Below are 18,589 nucleotides of genomic sequence, written 5' to 3' on the forward strand. Positions count from 1 at the left end.
GCTATGTCGGGGACGTGAATACTTGGCTCGCTGCATAAGGGCCAAGGGGGTGGAGACTTTCGCGCGCGGAAGCGACACTATTCGGTCAATATGACGGGTCCCTGCTCCGTGATCGCGATTGTATGTTCATATTGGGCCGACCACTTGCCGTCGAAACTACGCGCGGTCCAGCCGTCCGCATCGAGCCGAATATATGGCGAGCCCAGCGTCAGAATCGGCTCGACGGTGAGCACCATACCGGCGCGCAGCTTCTTGCCTGTACCGGGTCGCGCGCGATGCGCCACCTGCGGCTGTTCGTGCATGTATCTGCCAATGCCGTGTCCGACGAAGCTCTCGACGACCGCAAGGCCAGCCCGCTCGGCCGCCGTGCCCGCCGCGAAGCCGATGTCGCCCACCCGATTCCCCGGAACGGCTGCCGCAATGCCCGCCATGAGCGCTTGCTTCGTCGCTTGCATCAGACGGGCCGCCTCAGCCGAAGGGACGCCCACCGCGTACGTCCAGGCGGAATCGGCCATCCAACCGTCCAACTCCGCCACCATGTCGATCGTGACGATGTCGCCGCTTCGCAGCGGCTTGTTCGTCGGCACGCCATGGCAGCAGACGTCATTCACCGAGGCGCACGTGGCATACCGGTAGCCTTTGTAGCCTTTCTGGGCGGGCCTTGCGCCGTGCCGGACCATGTACGCTTCGGCGAACGCGTCGATCTCGGCCGTCGTGACGCCCGGCGCCAGCCGCTTGTTGATCTCCTTATGACACGATGCGACAATCGCGCCCGCCTTGCGAATTCGGGCGATCTCCGCCGCCGTCTTCAATTCTCCCATCCGCTTCCCCTCCTGCTTGTCACCGGTGCGCGCGGATAATAAAAAAGCCTCGTCCCATAAAAGCGGACAAGGCTTTGCCTATGCGTATTTAACTGACCGAGGATTTCAGACGGCCCATCTCGTGGTCGACCAGCATGGTCAGCTCGTCCTCGTATCCTCCGGTGATGCGGTATTTGCGGATATAATCGCGTACGAATTTGCGTGAGTCCTTCGGTTGAAAAATTCTCGTCAGTTCCTTAAGGCTTTCCTTGACTTCATTATGGCTTCGTTTCGCCATGAAATCCCCTCCTAGCATCGGATGGCGGTCCTAACAATCCAAGTACGAAGAGCAATCTGACGGAGTTAAGCGCGAACCGCTTAGGTACCTCTAAAGAAAGAACATGCCGACTGAATTAGGCGACTTCATGCTGTTAGCATCAAACGAACGACTATTCTCATTAGTCAGTTAATTATAACATTTATAATTAGCAGTTGAAAAGCGAACACGGCCTATATTTTCCTTGAAACTCACATTTTGTCGTTATTTGCCGCACCGGGGACTTCCTCCTCCGCTGCGGACGCCGCGGTTGCTTGCTTGGCGGCATGCTTGCTTCCGGTGGGCGACCAAGCGCTGTTCTTATACATGCGCAAATACGCAATGACGCCGATAATGGCTACCAGAATGCCGAATGCGATGACCATCGTCGTGACCCATGGATGAACCATTATCTTGCTCCCCTTTCGCCCTGCCCGTTTTTCCAGTTATAGGCTAAGTATAGGGGAAAGGGAGAACGCTTTCAATGTGGTGTCCAGGCCGCTACAAAATTGTAACATTGTAATGATTACGTTACTTTTCGAAACGATGCCCCGCCCCAGGCGAGGCGCTGTCCATCTTCGGCGTAAATATGACCTTCGAGCGTCAGCGTCCTGCCCGCCCGGTGAATCAGCCCTGCCTGGCAGGTCAATACGCCGCCGGATACGCTTTGCAGATAGTGGATGTTCAGCTGTGCCGTGACGACCTTCTCCCCCGGACAAGCCAGCATCGCCGCCATCCCCATCGTGTTGTCCATGAACGTCGCGAGCACGCCGCCGTGCACGATGCCATACAGGTTCAAGTGCTCGGGACCGATCGCAAGACATAGCCCGGCCCGGCCCGTCTCCGCGCGGATCAGACCGCAGCGGAGGCCCCCGCCGAAATCGACGCCCTCCGGCGCAACCTGGCGAAATACGCCCTTGGATGGATGACCCCGCTGCCCGAACTCCTGGCGCTCGCTCATCTGCACTCCTCCTCGCTCGTATCGGCATTGGTCCAGGCGCATAGTGACCTGCGGCTAGTCGGGCGGCCGTTCGCTCGTTTCTTCGCCCGGCTGCGGTCCGCTCTTCGCCGCCTCTTCTTCGTACAGCTTGCGGTGCAGCACTTTGCCGATCATCGACATCGGCAGCGACGTGCGGAACTCGTACTGATGGGGGACTTTGAACGATGCGAGCCGTTCTCTGCACCAGCGGTTCAGCTCCTCCGCGGTGACGGACGCGCCTTGGACCGTCACGACGAACGCCTTGACGCTCTCGCCGCGGTACGGGTCCTGGACGCCGATGACCGCCGCTTCCCTGATCGCCGGATGCTCGTGGAGCACCTCTTCGATTTCGCGGGGATAAATATTGAATCCGCCGGCAATGATGACATCCTTCTGCCTGCCGACGATGGCGAAGTAGCCTTCCTCGTCCATCACCGCCAGATCGCCCGTATGAAGCCATCCGTCCTGCAGCGCGGCAGCGGTCGCCTCCGGGTTGTTCCAGTAACCCAGCATGACCTGGGGGCCACGAACGAGCAGTTCGCCAACGGCGCCGGATGGCTGGTCCTCGCCGGTCTCCGGATCGACGAGCCTCGCTTCCGTATTCGGAAGGGGCACTCCGATCGATCCGGTCTTGCGCTTGCCCCACAGCGGATTCGCGTGCGTGACCGGCGAAGACTCGGTCATTCCGTAGCCCTCGGTAAGCTTGCCGCCCGTGATCGCCTCGAACTGCTGCTGCACATCCAGCGGAAGCGCCGCCGCGCCGCTGACGCAGGCTTCAATCGACGATAAATCATATTTATGCAGTTTCGCCGCGTTCATGATCGCGATGTACATCGTCGGCGCGCCTGGGAAGAGCGTCGCCCGGTTCTTGTGAATCGCTTTCAGAACGGCCGTCGGCTCGAACCGCGGCAGCAAAATAAGCAGTCCTCCGCGCAGAACCGCTTGATTCATTAATACCGTCAATCCGAACACATGAAACAGGGGGAGCGCGGCGAGGAACCGCTCCTTCCCATCCCGCATCCGGTAGCACCAGGCCGACGTCTGCAAGGCGTTCGCGATCAGATTGCGGTGCGTCAGCATGACGCCTTTCGGCAGGCCGGTCGTTCCGCCGGTGTATTGTAGAAGCGCGACGTCCCGGGCGGCGTCCGTTGCGACCGGCTTCGGGTCCTCGGCCGACGCGGCCAAGAACCGGGCATAGGCGATCACCCCAAGGCTTCCGTATGGAATCGGCGCCCGCTTCGTCCCGCGCTGCGTCAGCGGGAAGAGCAGGTTCTTGGGGAAAGGGAGCGCCTCCTGCATCGTGGCGACGATCACGCGCGTAAGCCCGGGAAGCGGCCCGCGCGCGGGGTCTGCCCCGCGAGCCGCGGCCAACCGCGGATACAACAGATCGAGCGTCAGAATCGCCGTGGCGCCGCTGTCCCGCAATTGATGGACGAGCTCCCGCTCGACGTACAGCGGATTCGTCATGACGACGATCGCCCCCGCGAGCAGCGCGCCGAAATAACCGGCGACGGCCTGCGGACAGTTCGGCAGCATAATCGCCACCCTGTCCCCCTTGACCACGCCCGCTGCCTGCAGCCCCGCCGCGAATCGGCGGGCGTCCGCGTACAGCTTGGCGTACGTCGTCCGCTTGCCGAAGAAATCGAGCGCGTCATGATTCGGATAGTTCGCCGCCGCGCGAATCAGCAGCTCGTAGACCGCATCGTCCGGAATCTCGACCTCATGGGGCACCTCCACCGGGTAATGCCTGTACCATAGCCGCTCTTTCTCCCTCTCTTGCTCCATCGACGATTCCCCCCTGAAAGGATAGGTCGCTTGCCGGGCGGCCCGCGTTCGGCGCGGGCTGCATCGCTATGCGCGGTTCGCATCCGGGTGAGCGTTGGCGAAGCTAATGTGCGAAGGTCGTTGATCGCGCTGCGTGCAAATGCCGGACGTTCACGGTGCGAGCAGACACCGGGCCGCGTCGGTAGGCGCGTTCGCGATGCGTGGCAGGCGCCGGCCAGCGTCGGTAGGCGCGTTCGCGATGCGTGCAGACACCGGGCCGCGTCGGTAGGCGCGTTCGCGGTGCGCGCGGACACCGGTCAGCGTCGGTAGGCGCGTTCGCGGTGCGGGCAGGCGCCGGCCAGCGGTAGACGCGTTCACGGTGCCTGCAGACGCCAAGCTTGCCGGATTAGCATACAGACACCCGGTCTAAGCGCTCTGCTAACGCTAGCAGATATAGCCTCCCGTGCGGATCGCCGCAGCCGCAATGCCGCGCTTTAAACCGATTGTGTCGGTGAGCGGCGCCCGCATCAATTTGCGCAAAATCCCCAGCTGCCCTTGCAGCGCGTCGCCGCTCTCCAACGCGGCCAACAACCGCTTCGCCTCGACGTCGATGCGGTCCATCGCCTCCTGCACGAAGACGGCCGTCATCTCGGCAGCCAGCTGCGACTTGGCCGCGTTCTCTGGGCTGAGGAGCCTTTTGCGCGCGCGCAGGTTGGCGCTCTCCATCGCGTAAATCTGAATCATCATGTCCGCGAGCGCGCACATGACCTCCTGCTGCTGCTCCAGCCCCAGCCCGTACTTTTGGACCGCCAGCCCGCCTACCGCCAGAAACGCGGTTTTCGCTTGACCGATCCGGTATGTCTCCTTGGCCAGCGGTTCACTGAAAGCCGGGAGCGGCATCGGCTGGTGCAGCTTATGCTGGAGGGCGCGCGCCTTGCGGAGCAGCGGCAGCTCCCCGCGGAGCGCTTTCTTCATCAAGGCGGTCGGGATCAGCAGCCGGTTGATCTCGTTGGTGCCTTCTACGATCCGATGGACTCGTGCATCCCGATACATTTGCTCGACTGCGCTGCCCTGCATGTACCCGTATCCGCCGTGAATCTGAAGGCATTCGTCGACGATCCGATCGAGCGCTTCCGTGGCGAATATTTTGTTAGCCGCGCATTCGATCGCATACTCCTCCAGCATCGAAGAGACGGCTTCCCACCCGCCATTCGCCTCCGCCTGCCCATCGCGCATCTCCCGCAGCGTATCTTCAAGCCGCCCGGCCGTCCGGTACGCCATGCTTTCCATCACGTAGGCCGCGATGTTCATATCCGCTAGCTTCGCTCCGATAAGCGGGAACGCGGACAGCGTCCGGCCGAACTGCTTGCGCTTGGCGGCATAACGGACCGAAACCGCCAACGCTTCCTTCGCTCCGCCCACGCAGTGCGCCGCCAATTTGAATCGCCCGATATTGAGCACGTTAAAGGCGATCGCATGCCCGTAGCCCGCCTCCCCCAGCACATTCTCCGCCGGAACGGGCGTATCGTCGAAGTGCAGCGTGCATGTCGATGTCCCGTTGATCCCCATTTTGCGCTCTTCCGGCCCGATCTCGAACCCCTTCATCCCCCGCTCGACGATGAAGGCCGTGATATAATCCCCATCCACTTTCGCGAACACGACGAACACGTCGGCGACCCCCGCATTGCTGACGAACTGCTTGGTCCCCCGGAGCGCGTAGAACGCGCCGTCCGGCGACAGCCTCGCCGTCGTCTTCAGCCGCAGCGCGTCCGATCCCGCCCCCGGCTCGGTCAGCGCATACGCCGCGATCCGCCTGCCGACCGCAAGATCCGGCAAATACCTCGCCTTCTGCTCCTCCGTGCCGAACAGCACGATCGGCAGCGTGCCAATACCGGCGTGCGCATTCATCGTGAGGCCGATCGACCCCGCCGCCGCAAGCCTCTCCGCGAGCAGCGTCGAGCTTGCCCAATCTAGGCCAAGCCCGCCGAAGGCCGCCGGCACATCCGCGCCGAGCAGACCGAGACCGCCGGCTGCCTGCAGGCTCGCCTTCGTCGCCGCCGCGTCGAACATCGCAGGGTCTGGGCCTTGGGCCGCTTCGCCGGCCGCGAAAGCGGCGGCCGTCTTCCCGTACGCCAGCTGCTCTTCCGTCAAGTCCTCCGGCGTCGTCGTCAGTTCCGGCGGCATATCGTCGACCACGAAGCGGCCGCCCCATCGGTTCGTACCGTTGTTTGCCATACGGATGCCCCTTTCTGCATTTCCGCATTTCCACATTTCCGCTTTCCGCATTTTCGCTTTCCGCATTTCCAACTTCCACTTTCCCGGCGCTTACCGCCTCCTAACGCCCCGCATTGCCCCGTCGCACCAACTCTGCACGAAGGTTTTTGCATGACCGCACATTCGGGATGAAGGGAAGTCCGGACAAGCGGTAAGCGCTTACAAAAAATCGTTAAGTATTTATATCTATGCCGGCTGCGCAGGCATGATGCCACTCGTCAGCGACAAATAGAGTCGATCGTCGCTTGGCGGCACTCCATAACGAGCTTGCGCCCACTATTGGCGCAAGCGAACTTTGACTCTGACGCAATAGTCGGTTCCATGCCACTATTAGGGTCGATTTCCTTATCGACTGCTCAGTAGTCGGTCCCACACCACTATTTGGTGTTCACTTCCTCGCCGACTGCTTAATAGTCGGTTCCATGCCACTATTTGCGTACTAGTTTTATGGGAGATTGAAATTGACGTTGTCATAATACCGTTTTCATCCCTCATCTGCTACACCGGTTAGCGGCCTACAAGTGACTATCGCCTCACCACCGCCTCCCATCGGCCCCCAGTTCACGTCCCCCGCACTATCGCTAGCCCCTATACAGTCTACCCTTCCCCGGCACGCCCCCCTTTTTAGCGCCTGTCCAGCCGCCACCTTCCCCCTCATTCACCACAAAAAAACGCAGCCCTCACGGGGCTGCGCTTGCGATCACTTATTCCTGTTCCTCGGAATTGATGATCTTCACGTCCGGGTTGATCAGCCATTTGCCATCGGCCGATTTCTCGATCGTGTAAATATAGTGCGTGCTGTAGTGGGCGTCTTCGCCCTGCTCGTGCTCGATGAACGAGACGTGCGCCACGCCTTCTTCGTAGACGAAAATGTTGATCGCGTCATGCGAGAACGTGTCGTCGTAATCCGCGAAGAAGTCCTTATAATAATCGATGAATCCGGCTTTCTCGTCCGTCGTCAGATCGTACGTCGCCGCCAGCGCCTCGACGTTCTCGTCGTTCAACGCCTTCACGTTCGCCTCAAGCACGGCGAGGATCGCCGCCTTGTCCGCGTCCGGCACGGCCGGCTTCTGCTTAACCGCGTCTTCGGCGCCCGGATACGTGGTGTCGTCCACCGTCAGGTCGGAGATTTTCCAGGAACCGTCCGCCTGCTTCACGGCCGTAATCGTCAGCAGATTATTCTCATCTAAATAGAAACGCTTCTCGCCCGCTTCTTTGGTCGTGGTCGCTTCCACGGACAACACCGCCGTCTTGCGGTCGAACGCAAGCAGCTCGATGTCATCGAATACCGTATCCGTGCGAACCTCGTCTTTGCCCGCGTCCGCCTCGAACTGCGCCTTTAATTCGGCCAGCTGCGGGGAATTTGCGGCGAAGAGTGCCAAGTAACCCGCTTTGTCTTCGTTGCTTGTCGCCGTCTCCAGCTTCCCGAGCAGTTCGGTCAGCGCCGCGTATTCCGTCTCCGTCGGCACCGGGTAGTTCAACTCCACGACCCGCGTTTTATTATTCCAAGTCACGTCCAGCCCGGAAGCCTCGCCGATGAAGCGCAGCGGCACGAGCGTGCTGCCGTTAACCGCAATCGGTTTCACCGCGGTTTGGGGCGCCTTGCCGTTCACGAGCGTGTTCGTCGTGCCAATTTGCATCTGTATGCGCGCCGAATCGGATTCGCCGACGATTTTCTTCGTCTTCGCGTCATAGCCGACCTCGTAGCCGAGCGCTTGGAACAACGTGCGGAACTCGACGTACACCGTGTTCGACTGCACCACGGGCGCAACCTTCATCGTCAGCTCCTCGCCGGCGAGGACGACTTTGATCGGCTTCTGCGCAGTCGTCTGCGCGGCCATGCCCGGCTGGGCGAACGACAGGGTCAATGCGGCGCCTACCAATAGTGCGGAACTACGCTTCATCAGGGAAGATTTCAAGGGAACAGCTCCTAATAGTCAATATAGTCTAGCGCTCAATCGATGCTAGATTAACGGATGGAGGGGCTGACCGTCAATGGTGCTTTTTACCCCTTGTCAAGGCGGTTGCGAGCATGGCGATTATGGCGCCGTATAGGGCCACTTCCATGTCGTGATGCGCATCCCACGGATCGCCTTGCGAGCCGAGAAACAGCGCCCCGCGCTCGGGATCGAGGATGAACGTCACCCACATCTCGATAAGCTCGTAGAACGCGCCGAACGCCAAAATGACGCAAGGGACCAGCACGCAGGACCAGCCATGCCGTACGCCGGCAACCCGCCGCAGCAACTCATAGACCGGATAGGCGATCAGCAGACCAAAAGCGCAATGGACGATTCGGTCGTAATTATTCCGCTCGAACGCAAACAACGCGTTAAGCCAGCGATCCAGCGGCGTTTCGTTATACGAATAATGAGCCCCCACCGTATGTAACGCGATGAAAGCGATGATAAGCAGGTACGATGTATTGCTCCATACGAACCACCGCCCCGTCGCGATCAGTCCCGCCGCCGCGAGCAGGGTCAGCAGATTTTCCAGCCACCAGTTGAATTTGCGGTAGGGATCATAGCCCATCCACAGCCAGAACAGCGCGAAAACGACCAGCGCTATATGGAGCGTTCGATTCTCGCGGAAATGCTTTACTCTCCATGCCGCCGCAGACGCATCCTCGTTATGTTGCGAAACTCTAGACATCTGAACGCCCCCCGATTCTCTCTAGTTGATCCTCTTCGCCGTCGCCCCCGGTTCGAGCCGGGCACCCGACCGCGCTTCTCTATTGCAACTTATCATGCCCCGCGTGCTGCCCTCGCCACCGGCTCCCCCTCAATCCCCTCATCCTCCGGCATTCCCACGCTCAAACCGTGATCGGCTCGTATACGCACGCTCGCGCTAACCCGGCTTCGAAATCGATCGTCTCGTACATCTCCAGCCGGTGAAAACGTCCCATGCGCTCGTACCCATGCGCCGCGACCCAATCGCGAAGCAGCGCATACGTAAAATCCGCCGCGGATGCCGGTCCCCGATGCTCCGTGACCGCATACGATTGTGCCGGAATCGCGTAGAGCGCTTCCGCCTCCGGCGCGTCGATGTCCCGGTCGATCTCCGCGCACAGCCAGCCCTCCTCGTCGGCGCCTGTCGGTCCGGCTGCCGGCGTGAAGAGCCGAATCCAACCGTCCGCCCCATCTTTGCCCGTCATGCGCGCAAGCCGCGCCGCGCCTTCGCCTTGCGCCCAGTCCAGGAAAGCCGCCGTCTCCCGGTTCTCGGCCGGAATCCGAATGCCCGCCAGCAGCATTTCGCCGCGCGCCACCACCTGAACCTCGCGCGCCTGGACCGGCACGTAGATTGCCGTCATGCCCCGAGGCTGAAGCGCGTCCGTGAACACTTCGTACCGCGGTTGTTCGAAATCCAGATTGTACGCCGCCCGGTGCGCCATTTCGCTAAAATAACGCCAAAACGCCGGGATATGCCGCTCCTCGAAACGGAAGACAAGATGCTCCGCGGGATGAAGCGTGAACGGAATCATGCCCGGCGGCAATTCGCCGAACGCCGACACCCGTCTCGCCGCGACCCGTCCGTCGCTTAACGTGACGAGATACTCCTCCGTCCCCAGCACGTGCGGGATCTCGCCTCCTCGCTCCCTCAGCTGCCCGAATAGCAGCTGTTCCGTCTCATGAGCCTCGATGCCCCGGAACCCGACGAGTTTGATCTCCTCGGTCATGACGCCCCGGATCTGCATCGGCCTGTCCATCGCTTCGCGAACCGCCATCGCAATCCCTCCTTAGGGTACAAAACGATCCTTCGGCTTATGAATCGTCGCCCTTACCCCTGTTTTACCCCAGTCCCCCCGCCGCAGAAGCGGCCCGTTCGAATCTGGCCCGTCGCCGTCGTCTCCTCTACCGAGATGCCTCCTTCGGAAACCTAGTCGCCTCTTATCCCCTTGCGCCTGTCGCAAGAAACACCCCTTGACTTTCGCAACAGGCGGGAGTATAACAAAACTATTCAAATGATAACGACATTCCAAGACGGGAACACGCACGTCCGTCGCAGGCAATCCCCAGAGAATCGGCCATGTGCTGAAAGCCGATGTTTGCCGCCGGACGCGGATGAATCGCTCATCCTTCGCATCCTCCCTGAGAAGCCTTGCCGAACCGCCTTCCCTGCCTACGCAGAATCGCGAAGTAAGCTTGGACGGTATCCGCCGTTACACGGAGCGCGTATGTTGGTACGCGGCAGAGCGCATCTTCGTCCGGGCTTAGGCACGGGAAGATGAATAAGGGTGGTAACGCGAGCAGATCTCGTCCCTGATCAGGGGCGGGATTTTTTTATTTGTTTGACCTACCAAAATGATAGAGTGAAGGATGGCGATCGGGATGGAGAAGGAACGAGGCGGCGTCGAGCCGCAAGAGGAATATGGCCGGATCGGCATGGCTGAGATTGCCCAGGCGCAAATTCACGTGAAGGACGCGGTCGTCCGCACCCCCCTGCAGCATAACCGGGTGCTCTCGGCAAGATACGGCTGCGACGTGCTGCTCAAGCGCGAAGACTTGCAGGTCGTCCGCTCCTTCAAGCTGCGGGGCGCCTATCATCTAATGAAGTCGCTCCCGGCCGACCGGCTGGCGCGCGGCGTCGTCTGCGCCAGCGCCGGCAATCATGCACAAGGAGTCGCGTACTCGTGCCAGACGCTGGGCATCCCCGGCAAAATCTACATGCCGAGCACGACGCCTCGCCAAAAAGTGAATCAGGTGGCGTTCTTCGGCGGCCCCGACGTGGAGATCATCCTGACCGGCGATACGTTCGATGATGCTTATGCACAGGCGATCGCGGCCAGCGAGAAATACGACATGGAGTTCGTTCATCCGTTCGACGATCCGAAGATCATCGCGGGCAACGGCACGATCGGCAAGGAGATCATGGAAGCGGTCGAGTCCATGCCGGACTACGTCTTCGTCACGATCGGCGGCGGCGGTCTGGCCGCAGGCGTCGGCGCGTACGTGAAGGCCGTATCGCCGTCGACGAAGCTGATCGGCGTCGAGCCGGAAGGCGCCCCATCGATGAAAGTATCGCTCGCCGCGGGCAGCGTCCAGCCGCTGGAGACGATCGACAAGTTCGTCGACGGCGCGGCCGTCAAGCGCGTCGGCGACCTGACCTTCCGCATGTGCCAAGAGCTGCTCGACGACATCGTCGTCGTGCCGGAGGGCAAAGCGTGCACCGCGCTGCTCGACCTGTACAACGAGAACGCGATCGTGGCCGAGCCGGCCGGCGCGCTTACCGTCGCCGCGCTCGACCTGTACCGCGAGCAGATCGCGGGCAAGACGGTCGTCTGCGTCATCTCCGGCGGCAACAACGACGTCGACCGGATGCAGGAGATCAAGGAGCGTTCGCTCGTCTACGAAGGGCTGAAGCATTACTTCATGCTGAACTTCCCGCAGCGGGCCGGCGCCCTGCGCGAATTCCTCGACGAGGTGCTCGGCCCGGACGACGATATCGCCCGTTTCGAATATACGAAGAAGCACAACAAAGACAACGGCCCGGCGCTCGTCGGCATCGAGCTGAAGCACCGCCAGGACTACGAGCCGCTGGTAGCGCGCATGAACGCGAAAGGGTACCAGTTCCTCGAGCTGAACAAAGACCCGCTGCTCTTTAATCTGCTCATCTAGTACGACAAGGCGGCCAACGCATAGGCGCGCATTCCTCCTGACAGGACGAATGCGCGCCTTTTTGGTGTATCGTGCGCTCGCAGTGCGACGACTCGCGAGCGAGCGTCCATAGTGGCGTACAGCCCGCTACTCCGCACACTGGAGACGAAGCGAGCATCTGCAGCGGCGCTCAGCCATAACTCGCCCACTACTCAGCTCGCCCCGCCTTTATGCGATAGGTTCACGTCATTCTCCCCCTCCGCCTTCAGCAGCGGCGCGTACATCATGAGCGCGCGGTTCTCCGCGACCAGCTCGTCGGCGACCAGCTCGTCTGCCGCGTTCCATGTCCGCCGGCCGATCTGGTTGCTGCGCTCGTATCCGCCCCAATACGCCTGCGTGATCCGGTGCTCGCGTTCGTAGATCTCGTACCGTAAGACCGATGCCGCCGCCGATCGCCATTCCCCGTATAACCGATGCTCCCGAAGCTCCAACACCAGTTGATAATCGGCTTCCGTGTCATTGCGGATCATCAGATCCAAGTAATTATAGGCGCATGTCGCCCCGCTGCCGAATGGCTGCGTTCGCCCTGCATCCGGGAAGACGTCATAGCTGTGCCGGTGCCGCTCCACAACCGTCAGCGGCGAGTGCAGCGTCATCCAGTAGATGAGATTCGACAGCTGACAGAGTCCGCCGCCTACGCCCGCCTTGAAGCCGCCGTAGAACAGCACCATGCCGGGCATGTACCCTTTACGCTTCGTCGGCTTGCCGATCGTCCGCCAATAAGAGAGCGTCTCCCCGGGACGGATCACGATGCCGCTTAACCGCCGCACCGCAAGCGCGAGATTGATCTCCTTATTATGCTGCATCCACATCTCCACGTCCTTCAGCTTCCTGAGCGTCGGCGTGTCGTAGCGGAACACCGGGTACGGCAGCGGGCTCGTCTCCCGCCGCTTGGCGAAGGTCACGCCCCCGAACCACCAATACAGCCGCCTCTTCCATGTAAAATACCGCTTCCCCGCCGCCAGCCGCAGCGAAGACCGCTTTACTGGCTTCGTATCGCCAGGTATACGCAAACGCCGCAGACGCACGATGAATTCGCCTCCTCGATCATCCGGTTCAATCTCCCCTATTCCATTTTATTTCCAATCCACATCACCCGGCAATAAAGAAAGTCTAAAAGTTTACGGTCATCCCCGATTGCGCGTATATTCGCCGCTGCCTAGGTTATACAAGAACTAGAAGGTGCTCCCTCGGCTAACAAACGTTTCACGCCGCGTTCACATTCGCATGACAATGCTGGATTACGATCGGCTCAGGAGGTGTTTCCCCCATGAGCATCGAGAAATCCATGCCAGGACGCGGTAACGGCCCGAAGGTGCTGCTGCTGTACGCATCCTTCGGCGACGGGCATCTGCAAGCTGCGCGCGCGCTGCAAGAAGCGTTCGGGCACCGCGGCGTCGGCGGCATGATCCTGATCGATCTGCTGGCCGAAGCGCATCCGTGGATGAGCGCGGTCACCAAACAGCTTTATACCAAAAGCTTTACGCTGCTGCCGGAATTATACGGCTTCGTCTACGACGCCACCCGTCCGATGCGCCATGACTCGCTCTTCGCGCAATGGCTTCACTCCTTCGGCCGCGCCAAGCTGCGCAGCCTGCTTCAAACGCACCGGCCGGACGCCGTATTTCATACGTTCCCGCTGCTTGCAATGCCCGAGGTGAGGAAGCAGCTCGGCCTGCAAGTTCCGACGTATACGGTGGTCACCGACTTCGATCTCCACGGCCGCTGGGTACACCCCGATATCGACCGTTACTATGTGCCGACCGAGGACATGCGCGCCGAGCTGATTAGCCGGCGCATCCCGTATCCCCGCATATGCGTCAGCGGCATTCCGCTTCGGCGCGGCTTCGGGAGCGTGACCGTCAGTCCGCCGCTGCGCGCCAAATACGGCATTCCCTCCGGCTCGCAAGCCGTTCTCGTCATGGCAGGCGCCCAAGGTCAGATGAGTGACGCAGCCGGCCTATGCGGCGCGCTGCTCGCCGAGCCGGGACCTCATGTTGCGGTCGTATGCGGCCGCAACGCCAAGCTCGCGGAGTCGCTGCGGGAGTCGTTCGCCGGCCATCCCGCGGCCGGACGCCTGCGTGTGTTCGGCTACGTCGAGCACATACACGAACTTATGGCGCTCGCCGCCTGCATGGTCACGAAGCCGGGCGGCCTCACGCTCGCCGAAGGGCTCGCCAGCGGCCTGCCGCTGTTCACCCCTTCGCCCGTGCCCGGGCAGGAGCTGCGCAATGCCCGCTATCTGGCGCGCGGCGGCGCGGCCGTCATGACGCACGGGACGGAGGAGCTAGCCGCGGAAATCTTGAAACTCCTGGGCGATCCGACTCGTTTAAAGAACATGCAGCAGGCGCTTGCGCGGCTTGGCCGGCGGTACGCCGCGGACACGATCGCATTAGACTTTTTGTCTAGCTTGAATATAATGGAAGAAGCGCGTTCGATCGTCGTCCCCGGTCCGCCCCATGCGGACGATGCGGCGTACGAAGGACGCTTCTGACCTGATCACCCAAGGAAGTGAGCGATATTTCGAAGCGATTGTTCATACCGGAGATCGCCTTGTTCTCCGTCATTCTGTTTCTCGTCGAATTCGTCCGCGGCGCCGCGCTTGTCAGCTTCCTCCCTGTCTTTGGGCAGAAGACGCTGGGCTTGAATTTCGACGTCATCGGCATCGCCATCACCGCCCATTACTTAACCGATACGGCACTCAAAATGGGCATCGGCGCTCTGCTCGACCGGTTCTCCATCCGGTTCGTCGTTCATGTAGGCTTACTGACCTCGCTGGCTGGCATCGCGCTGCTGCAATTCGCCTATTCGCCTTGGCTGTTCATCGTCGCTTCCGCCTTGTACGGCGTCGGCATCTCGCCGATCTGGATCGTCTGCCTGACAAGGGTAAGCGAAGAGAAACGGGCCACCCAAATGGGCTACCTGTACACGATTTGGCTGGTCGGTCTCGGCGCGGGCCCGGTCGTCTGCAACTTCATCATCGATCACAGCATCAGCCTGACGTATTACATTCTGCTGGCGCTCTCCGTCCTATGCTGGCTGCTCTCGCTCTTGATCTCGGGCGCCAAGGCGACGAATGTCGTCTCCCTGCCGGTCCGGGAACAGTTCAAGGTGCTGGGTGAGCGGCTCCGGCATACGAAGCTTCTGCTCCCCGGCATGATTCTGCAGACCGGCGGCGCGGGGATGCTCGTGCCGATTCTGCCGAGCTTCGCGGAGAACCGGCTGGGCCTCAGCGGCGCGCAATATTCCATGCTGCTGCTCGCCGGCGGCGCCTGCACGGCGGCAGGCCTCATCCCGTTCGGACGGTTGTCCGACCGGCTGGGCGGCAAGAAGTGGTTCCTCGTGTTCGGCTTCGTCTTCATCGGCGTCGCGCTTTATCTGCTGTCGACCGAGCCGTCGATCGGCGTCAGCATGGCGCTCGCAGGCCTGCTCGGCCTCTCGTACGCCGCGCTGCTGCCCGCATGGAACGCCCTCATCGCCAACTATGTCCCGCCGCAGCAAGCAGGTCTTGGCTGGGGCATCTTCTCCACCGTGGAAGGCATCGGCGGCATGCTCGGCCCGGTCGTCGGCGGCGTGCTGGCCGCCTCGATGGGCGAGCCGTCGGTCGTCCTGTACAGCGCCGTGCTGTACGGCGTGATTGGTTTCTTCTACATTTGGTTCCCGTTCCGCTCGTTTACGTAGAGAGGCCTTACGCGCCTTCGCTTATTTTAAGGAGAATACTTAACCCATGAGTCAAATCAATCAGTGGATTCACGAGCTGAAGCAGCTCGACCTCGACCAACTTCAGCGGACGCTCCAGAGCTACTCGGCATTCGGCCCGCTGCCGGGCATCGCGCTGACGCTGGTCGAGTCGTTTCTGCCGATCCTGCCGCTGCTCGTCTTCGTCGCGGCGAACGCGAACATTTATGGGCTGTGGCTCGGTTCGCTCTACTCCTGGATCGGCGTCAGCGCGGGATCCCTTATCGTGTTCATCTTGGCCCGGAAGATCGGCAGGCGGTTCCGTCCATGGCTGCAGCGGCGGTTCCCCAAGATGGAGAAGTTCTTCGACTGGGTCGAGCACCGCGGATTCACGCCGATTTTCCTCTTCGCCTGCTTCCCGTTCTCGCCTTCGGCTCTTATTAATATCGTATCGGGCATCGGCAACGTGCCGTTTCGCTCCTTCCTGCTCGCCGTTCTGCTCGGCAAAGCCGTCATGATCTTCGGCGTGTCCGTGCTCAGCTTCGACATCGCCGACTTGGCGGAGGAGCCGTGGCGCATCATACTCGCGGTTGTGCTGATCGTCGTCATGTGGTTCGGCGGCAAGAAGCTTGAATCGCGCTATCAGTTGAAATAGAGGGATATTCGGGGGAATGAACCGTTGCTGACGTGGGGAAACAGCGTGGGCCCGCTCCCGCTCATCGGATGGATGAGCGGCTTGGCCACCGGCGGCGTGCTGCTGCTCGCCCTCGGGCTAGTAGGCGCGATGTTCGCCATCATCCGGATCACGACGAGCGATTCGGATAAACATCAAGAAATCCGCGATTTCGTCGAGACGCTGTTCGGCACGCCCGCCCATCTGCGGCCCGGCGGCGGAGCTGCGGAAGAGACGGCGGCCGGCAAGGAAGAGCACCCTGCGGCGGCTCCCGGCATCGCGGCTTACTCCGAGCCTTGTCCGGGATGCGGCAAGACGGTCACGCAGCTGCACGCAGACTGCCCTTCCTGCGGCCTTCGCCTGCAGTAACAAGAAGAAGCCATGCACGCCTTCACTGGCGTCCATGGCTTCTTTGCCGCTATCCGCGACTGCCTCGTTTTCCAGCTCGCCGATACATAGTTTGCCCGCTTCCGCGCACACTGTAGAGGCAATTCTTTGCGATGCAGGTTACCATTATAAGGAGGTCGTTGCACATGTCAGGCGAATTCCCGTCCGAAGCGCAGAACCAAGCCAGCCAAGCCCAATCCGAGGCCGACCGCACCGGCAAAGGCAAGGCGAAGGCGAGCGCCATGCAGTCCAAGGCGGATCATGCCGCAGTACGCAAGCATGGCTTATAACCGGCGCGCAAGCCGGGCATGCTATCGTTGACAGCCGTACGTCTTGATACCGGTAACAAGCAGGAGAAGCCATTGTCCTTTAAGGAGGAAATGCAGTCATGAGCGAAGAGCAGAACCATTACGAGATGCAGCCGATGTCCGATGAGCACGTCGAGGTCGATGGCGTGTACCGGAATGAGTGGGGCCGCGAGGAGAAACTGAAGCGCGGCGAGACATTCCCGGCCGACCCGCAGATGGGAACGAGCGAGTGGCAGCTGGTCGAGCTCGACTTCGAGAACCATCACAACGGCGAGACCGACCCGCGCCTGGTGCCCAAAGCCGATTCGCTCGGCAACGACGCAGGCGGTCACGAACGTTCGCACAGCCCGCATAAGATCCGTCATCGCCAAGCATCCAAGAAATAACGCGCGAAAGCCCCGCTTAAGGACGCAAGGTCCGCTAAGCGGGGCTTTTTAACGAGATGAACCGTTCAGGTTGTTGAAATTATGGGATTAAAACGCGAACGACAGATAGCTCAGCGTCCCCATATCATAGCCGCGGTACAGGATCTCCGGCTTCTCTTTCGAGCCGCTCCCCAGCGCCACATACAGCGGGACGAAATGCTCCGCGCGCGGAACCGCCATGCGCGCCCCGGGCGCAAGCTCCTCGTAGCGGAACAGCGACTCCGAATCGCCGTGATCCAACCGCTCGATCAGCCAATCGTCGAACGCGACCGACCAGCCTTCCGGCTCCCGCTGCCCCCATTTGATCATGCGCAGGTTGTGGACCGTGACGCCGCTCCCGATAACGAGAATCCCTTGTTCGCCAAGCCCTCGCAGCGCTTCGCCGATCCGGTAATGCTCTTCCGGCGAGCGGTAAGGGTTGACCGACAGCTGGACGAGCGGAATATTCGCCTCCGGGTACATCCGGTGCAGCAGCGTCCACGTGCCGTGGTCCAGCCCGCGCTCGCCGTCGCGCCGTACCGGAATGTCATGCTCCGCGAATCTCGCCTCCAGCATCTCCGCCACGACCTTCGAACCTCTGGCCCGATACTCGATCTGATACAGCTCGTCCGGGAATCCGCCGAAATCGTAAATCGTCTCGTACACGTCGTCCGTATACGTCATCGCGAGCGTCTCGGTCTCCCAATGCGCGGTAAAGACAACGATTGCCTTCGGTTTGAACCTTGCGCCCAGCTCCTCGAGGAATGTCGCGTATTCGGTTTGTTCAATCGCCAGCATCGGCGATCCGTGCGCTAAAAATAATGACGGCAGCATAATTGCAGCCCCTCTCTTCGTTGTCGGTTACTTTATGTAAGTTAGTGTACATTCAACACATAATCATGTCAAGTAACTATTATTTCTTTAGCACCTATTCATTCATGTCATTAACGGCTATAATAAAGTTAACGAGGTGATGACAATGCATGATTCAATGTGTCCCAAATTCGATAAAGCGATGCAGCTGATCAGCAAACGGTGGACGGGCTTAATCATTCACCAGCTGCTGGACGGCCCTAAGCGATTTTGCAACATTGAATCCGCCATGCCCATTAGCGGCCGGCTGTTGTCCGAGCGGCTGAAGGAGCTGGAACAGGAGCGAATCGTTCATCGGGAGGTCTATCCCGAGACGCCGGTTCGCATCGAATATTCGCTGACCGAGAAGGGACTTGCGCTGGGCCCGCTCTTCAAGGAGCTGGAACACTGGTCGCACGAGTGGATCGAACTGGACGAGGCGGATTGCCCGGCCGTCGCGGAAGACCGGGCTTAGGCGGCCAATCGCTTGCCTCCCGCTC

Annotated in this window: 19 protein-coding genes; 8 read left to right on the top strand and 11 right to left on the bottom strand. The window is 60.9% G+C overall.

Features of this window, described 5'->3' with window-relative positions; all coding sequences use genetic code 11:
- Positions 1-77 precede the first annotated feature (77 nt).
- The 9 genes from map to ACFFSY_RS07825 all read right to left on the bottom strand — a co-directional run bounded on the left by map (position 78) and on the right by ACFFSY_RS07825 (position 9,857).
- Positions 78-821 (bottom strand): type I methionyl aminopeptidase, encoded by a 744-nt coding sequence (map, locus tag ACFFSY_RS07785; RefSeq protein WP_377492402.1) that lies wholly within the window; start codon positions 819-821, stop codon positions 78-80.
- Between the two features lie 88 nt (positions 822-909).
- The gene (locus ACFFSY_RS07790) at positions 910-1,098 is read right to left on the bottom strand and encodes a hypothetical protein (RefSeq protein WP_148932235.1); all 189 of its coding nucleotides are present in this window, start codon (positions 1,096-1,098) and stop codon (positions 910-912) included.
- A gap of 230 nt (positions 1,099-1,328) precedes the next feature.
- Complete coding sequence (locus ACFFSY_RS07795; protein ID WP_377492405.1) at positions 1,329-1,526, bottom strand: hypothetical protein; 198 nt, start codon at positions 1,524-1,526, stop codon at positions 1,329-1,331.
- Positions 1,527-1,642: 116 nt separating this feature from the next.
- Complete coding sequence (locus tag ACFFSY_RS07800; RefSeq protein WP_377492408.1) at positions 1,643-2,077, bottom strand: PaaI family thioesterase; 435 nt, start codon at positions 2,075-2,077, stop codon at positions 1,643-1,645.
- 54 nt (positions 2,078-2,131) lie between these two features.
- Entirely contained in the window at positions 2,132-3,880 is a 1,749-nt protein-coding gene (locus ACFFSY_RS07805) for a long-chain-fatty-acid--CoA ligase (protein WP_377492411.1), read from the bottom strand.
- 423 nt (positions 3,881-4,303) lie between these two features.
- Entirely contained in the window at positions 4,304-6,094 is a 1,791-nt protein-coding gene (locus ACFFSY_RS07810; protein ID WP_377492414.1) for an acyl-CoA dehydrogenase FadE, read from the bottom strand.
- Between the two features lie 743 nt (positions 6,095-6,837).
- On the bottom strand, positions 6,838-8,052 hold the full coding sequence (locus tag ACFFSY_RS07815) for a stalk domain-containing protein (RefSeq protein WP_377492416.1): 1,215 nt from the start codon (positions 8,050-8,052) through the stop codon (positions 6,838-6,840).
- A gap of 73 nt (positions 8,053-8,125) precedes the next feature.
- Positions 8,126-8,785, bottom strand: coding sequence for a DUF2238 domain-containing protein (locus ACFFSY_RS07820; protein WP_377492419.1), 660 nt, complete (start codon positions 8,783-8,785; stop codon positions 8,126-8,128).
- A gap of 160 nt (positions 8,786-8,945) precedes the next feature.
- The gene (locus tag ACFFSY_RS07825) at positions 8,946-9,857 is read right to left on the bottom strand and encodes a hypothetical protein (protein ID WP_377492422.1); all 912 of its coding nucleotides are present in this window, start codon (positions 9,855-9,857) and stop codon (positions 8,946-8,948) included.
- Positions 9,858-10,461: 604 nt separating this feature from the next.
- Between ACFFSY_RS07825 and ilvA the strand changes: the two genes are divergently transcribed.
- Positions 10,462-11,748, top strand: a complete 1,287-nt coding sequence (gene ilvA / locus ACFFSY_RS07830) for a threonine ammonia-lyase IlvA (RefSeq protein WP_377492425.1) — start codon at positions 10,462-10,464, stop codon at positions 11,746-11,748.
- Positions 11,749-11,939: 191 nt separating this feature from the next.
- Here the strand turns inward: ilvA and ACFFSY_RS07835 are convergent, their stop codons facing one another.
- Positions 11,940-12,815, bottom strand: coding sequence for a VanW family protein (locus ACFFSY_RS07835; RefSeq protein WP_377492428.1), 876 nt, complete (start codon positions 12,813-12,815; stop codon positions 11,940-11,942).
- Positions 12,816-13,057: 242 nt separating this feature from the next.
- On the opposite strand from ACFFSY_RS07835, the gene ACFFSY_RS07840 reads away from it, so the two are divergent.
- The 6 genes from ACFFSY_RS07840 to ACFFSY_RS07865 all read left to right on the top strand — a co-directional run bounded on the left by ACFFSY_RS07840 (position 13,058) and on the right by ACFFSY_RS07865 (position 17,219).
- Positions 13,058-14,281, top strand: coding sequence for an MGDG synthase family glycosyltransferase (locus ACFFSY_RS07840; protein WP_377492431.1), 1,224 nt, complete (start codon positions 13,058-13,060; stop codon positions 14,279-14,281).
- A 17-nt stretch (positions 14,282-14,298) separates the two neighbouring features.
- Positions 14,299-15,468: an MFS transporter gene (locus tag ACFFSY_RS07845; RefSeq protein ID WP_377492434.1), complete on the top strand. Its 1,170-nt coding sequence runs from the start codon at positions 14,299-14,301 to the stop codon at positions 15,466-15,468.
- 46 nt (positions 15,469-15,514) lie between these two features.
- A complete protein-coding gene (locus tag ACFFSY_RS07850; RefSeq protein WP_377492437.1) occupies positions 15,515-16,120 on the top strand; it encodes a TVP38/TMEM64 family protein in 606 nt (201 codons plus the stop codon).
- A 24-nt stretch (positions 16,121-16,144) separates the two neighbouring features.
- Positions 16,145-16,507 carry a hypothetical protein gene (locus tag ACFFSY_RS07855; protein WP_377492440.1) on the top strand — a complete coding sequence of 121 codons (363 nt, stop codon included), beginning with the start codon at positions 16,145-16,147 and terminating at the stop codon, positions 16,505-16,507.
- 164 nt (positions 16,508-16,671) lie between these two features.
- Entirely contained in the window at positions 16,672-16,815 is a 144-nt protein-coding gene (locus ACFFSY_RS07860) for a hypothetical protein (RefSeq protein WP_377492443.1), read from the top strand.
- 98 nt (positions 16,816-16,913) lie between these two features.
- Positions 16,914-17,219 (top strand): transposase, encoded by a 306-nt coding sequence (locus tag ACFFSY_RS07865; RefSeq protein ID WP_377492446.1) that lies wholly within the window; start codon positions 16,914-16,916, stop codon positions 17,217-17,219.
- A gap of 87 nt (positions 17,220-17,306) precedes the next feature.
- Here the strand turns inward: ACFFSY_RS07865 and ACFFSY_RS07870 are convergent, their stop codons facing one another.
- A complete protein-coding gene (locus ACFFSY_RS07870; RefSeq protein ID WP_377492449.1) occupies positions 17,307-18,071 on the bottom strand; it encodes a DODA-type extradiol aromatic ring-opening family dioxygenase in 765 nt (254 codons plus the stop codon).
- A 145-nt stretch (positions 18,072-18,216) separates the two neighbouring features.
- On the opposite strand from ACFFSY_RS07870, the gene ACFFSY_RS07875 reads away from it, so the two are divergent.
- Complete coding sequence (locus ACFFSY_RS07875; RefSeq protein ID WP_377492452.1) at positions 18,217-18,564, top strand: winged helix-turn-helix transcriptional regulator; 348 nt, start codon at positions 18,217-18,219, stop codon at positions 18,562-18,564.
- The last annotated feature ends 25 nt before the right edge of the window (positions 18,565-18,589 follow it).

It is taken from the genome of Paenibacillus aurantiacus, from assembly GCF_042431225.1.
Lineage (GTDB): Bacteria > Bacillota > Bacilli > Paenibacillales > Paenibacillaceae > Paenibacillus_Z > Paenibacillus_Z aurantiacus.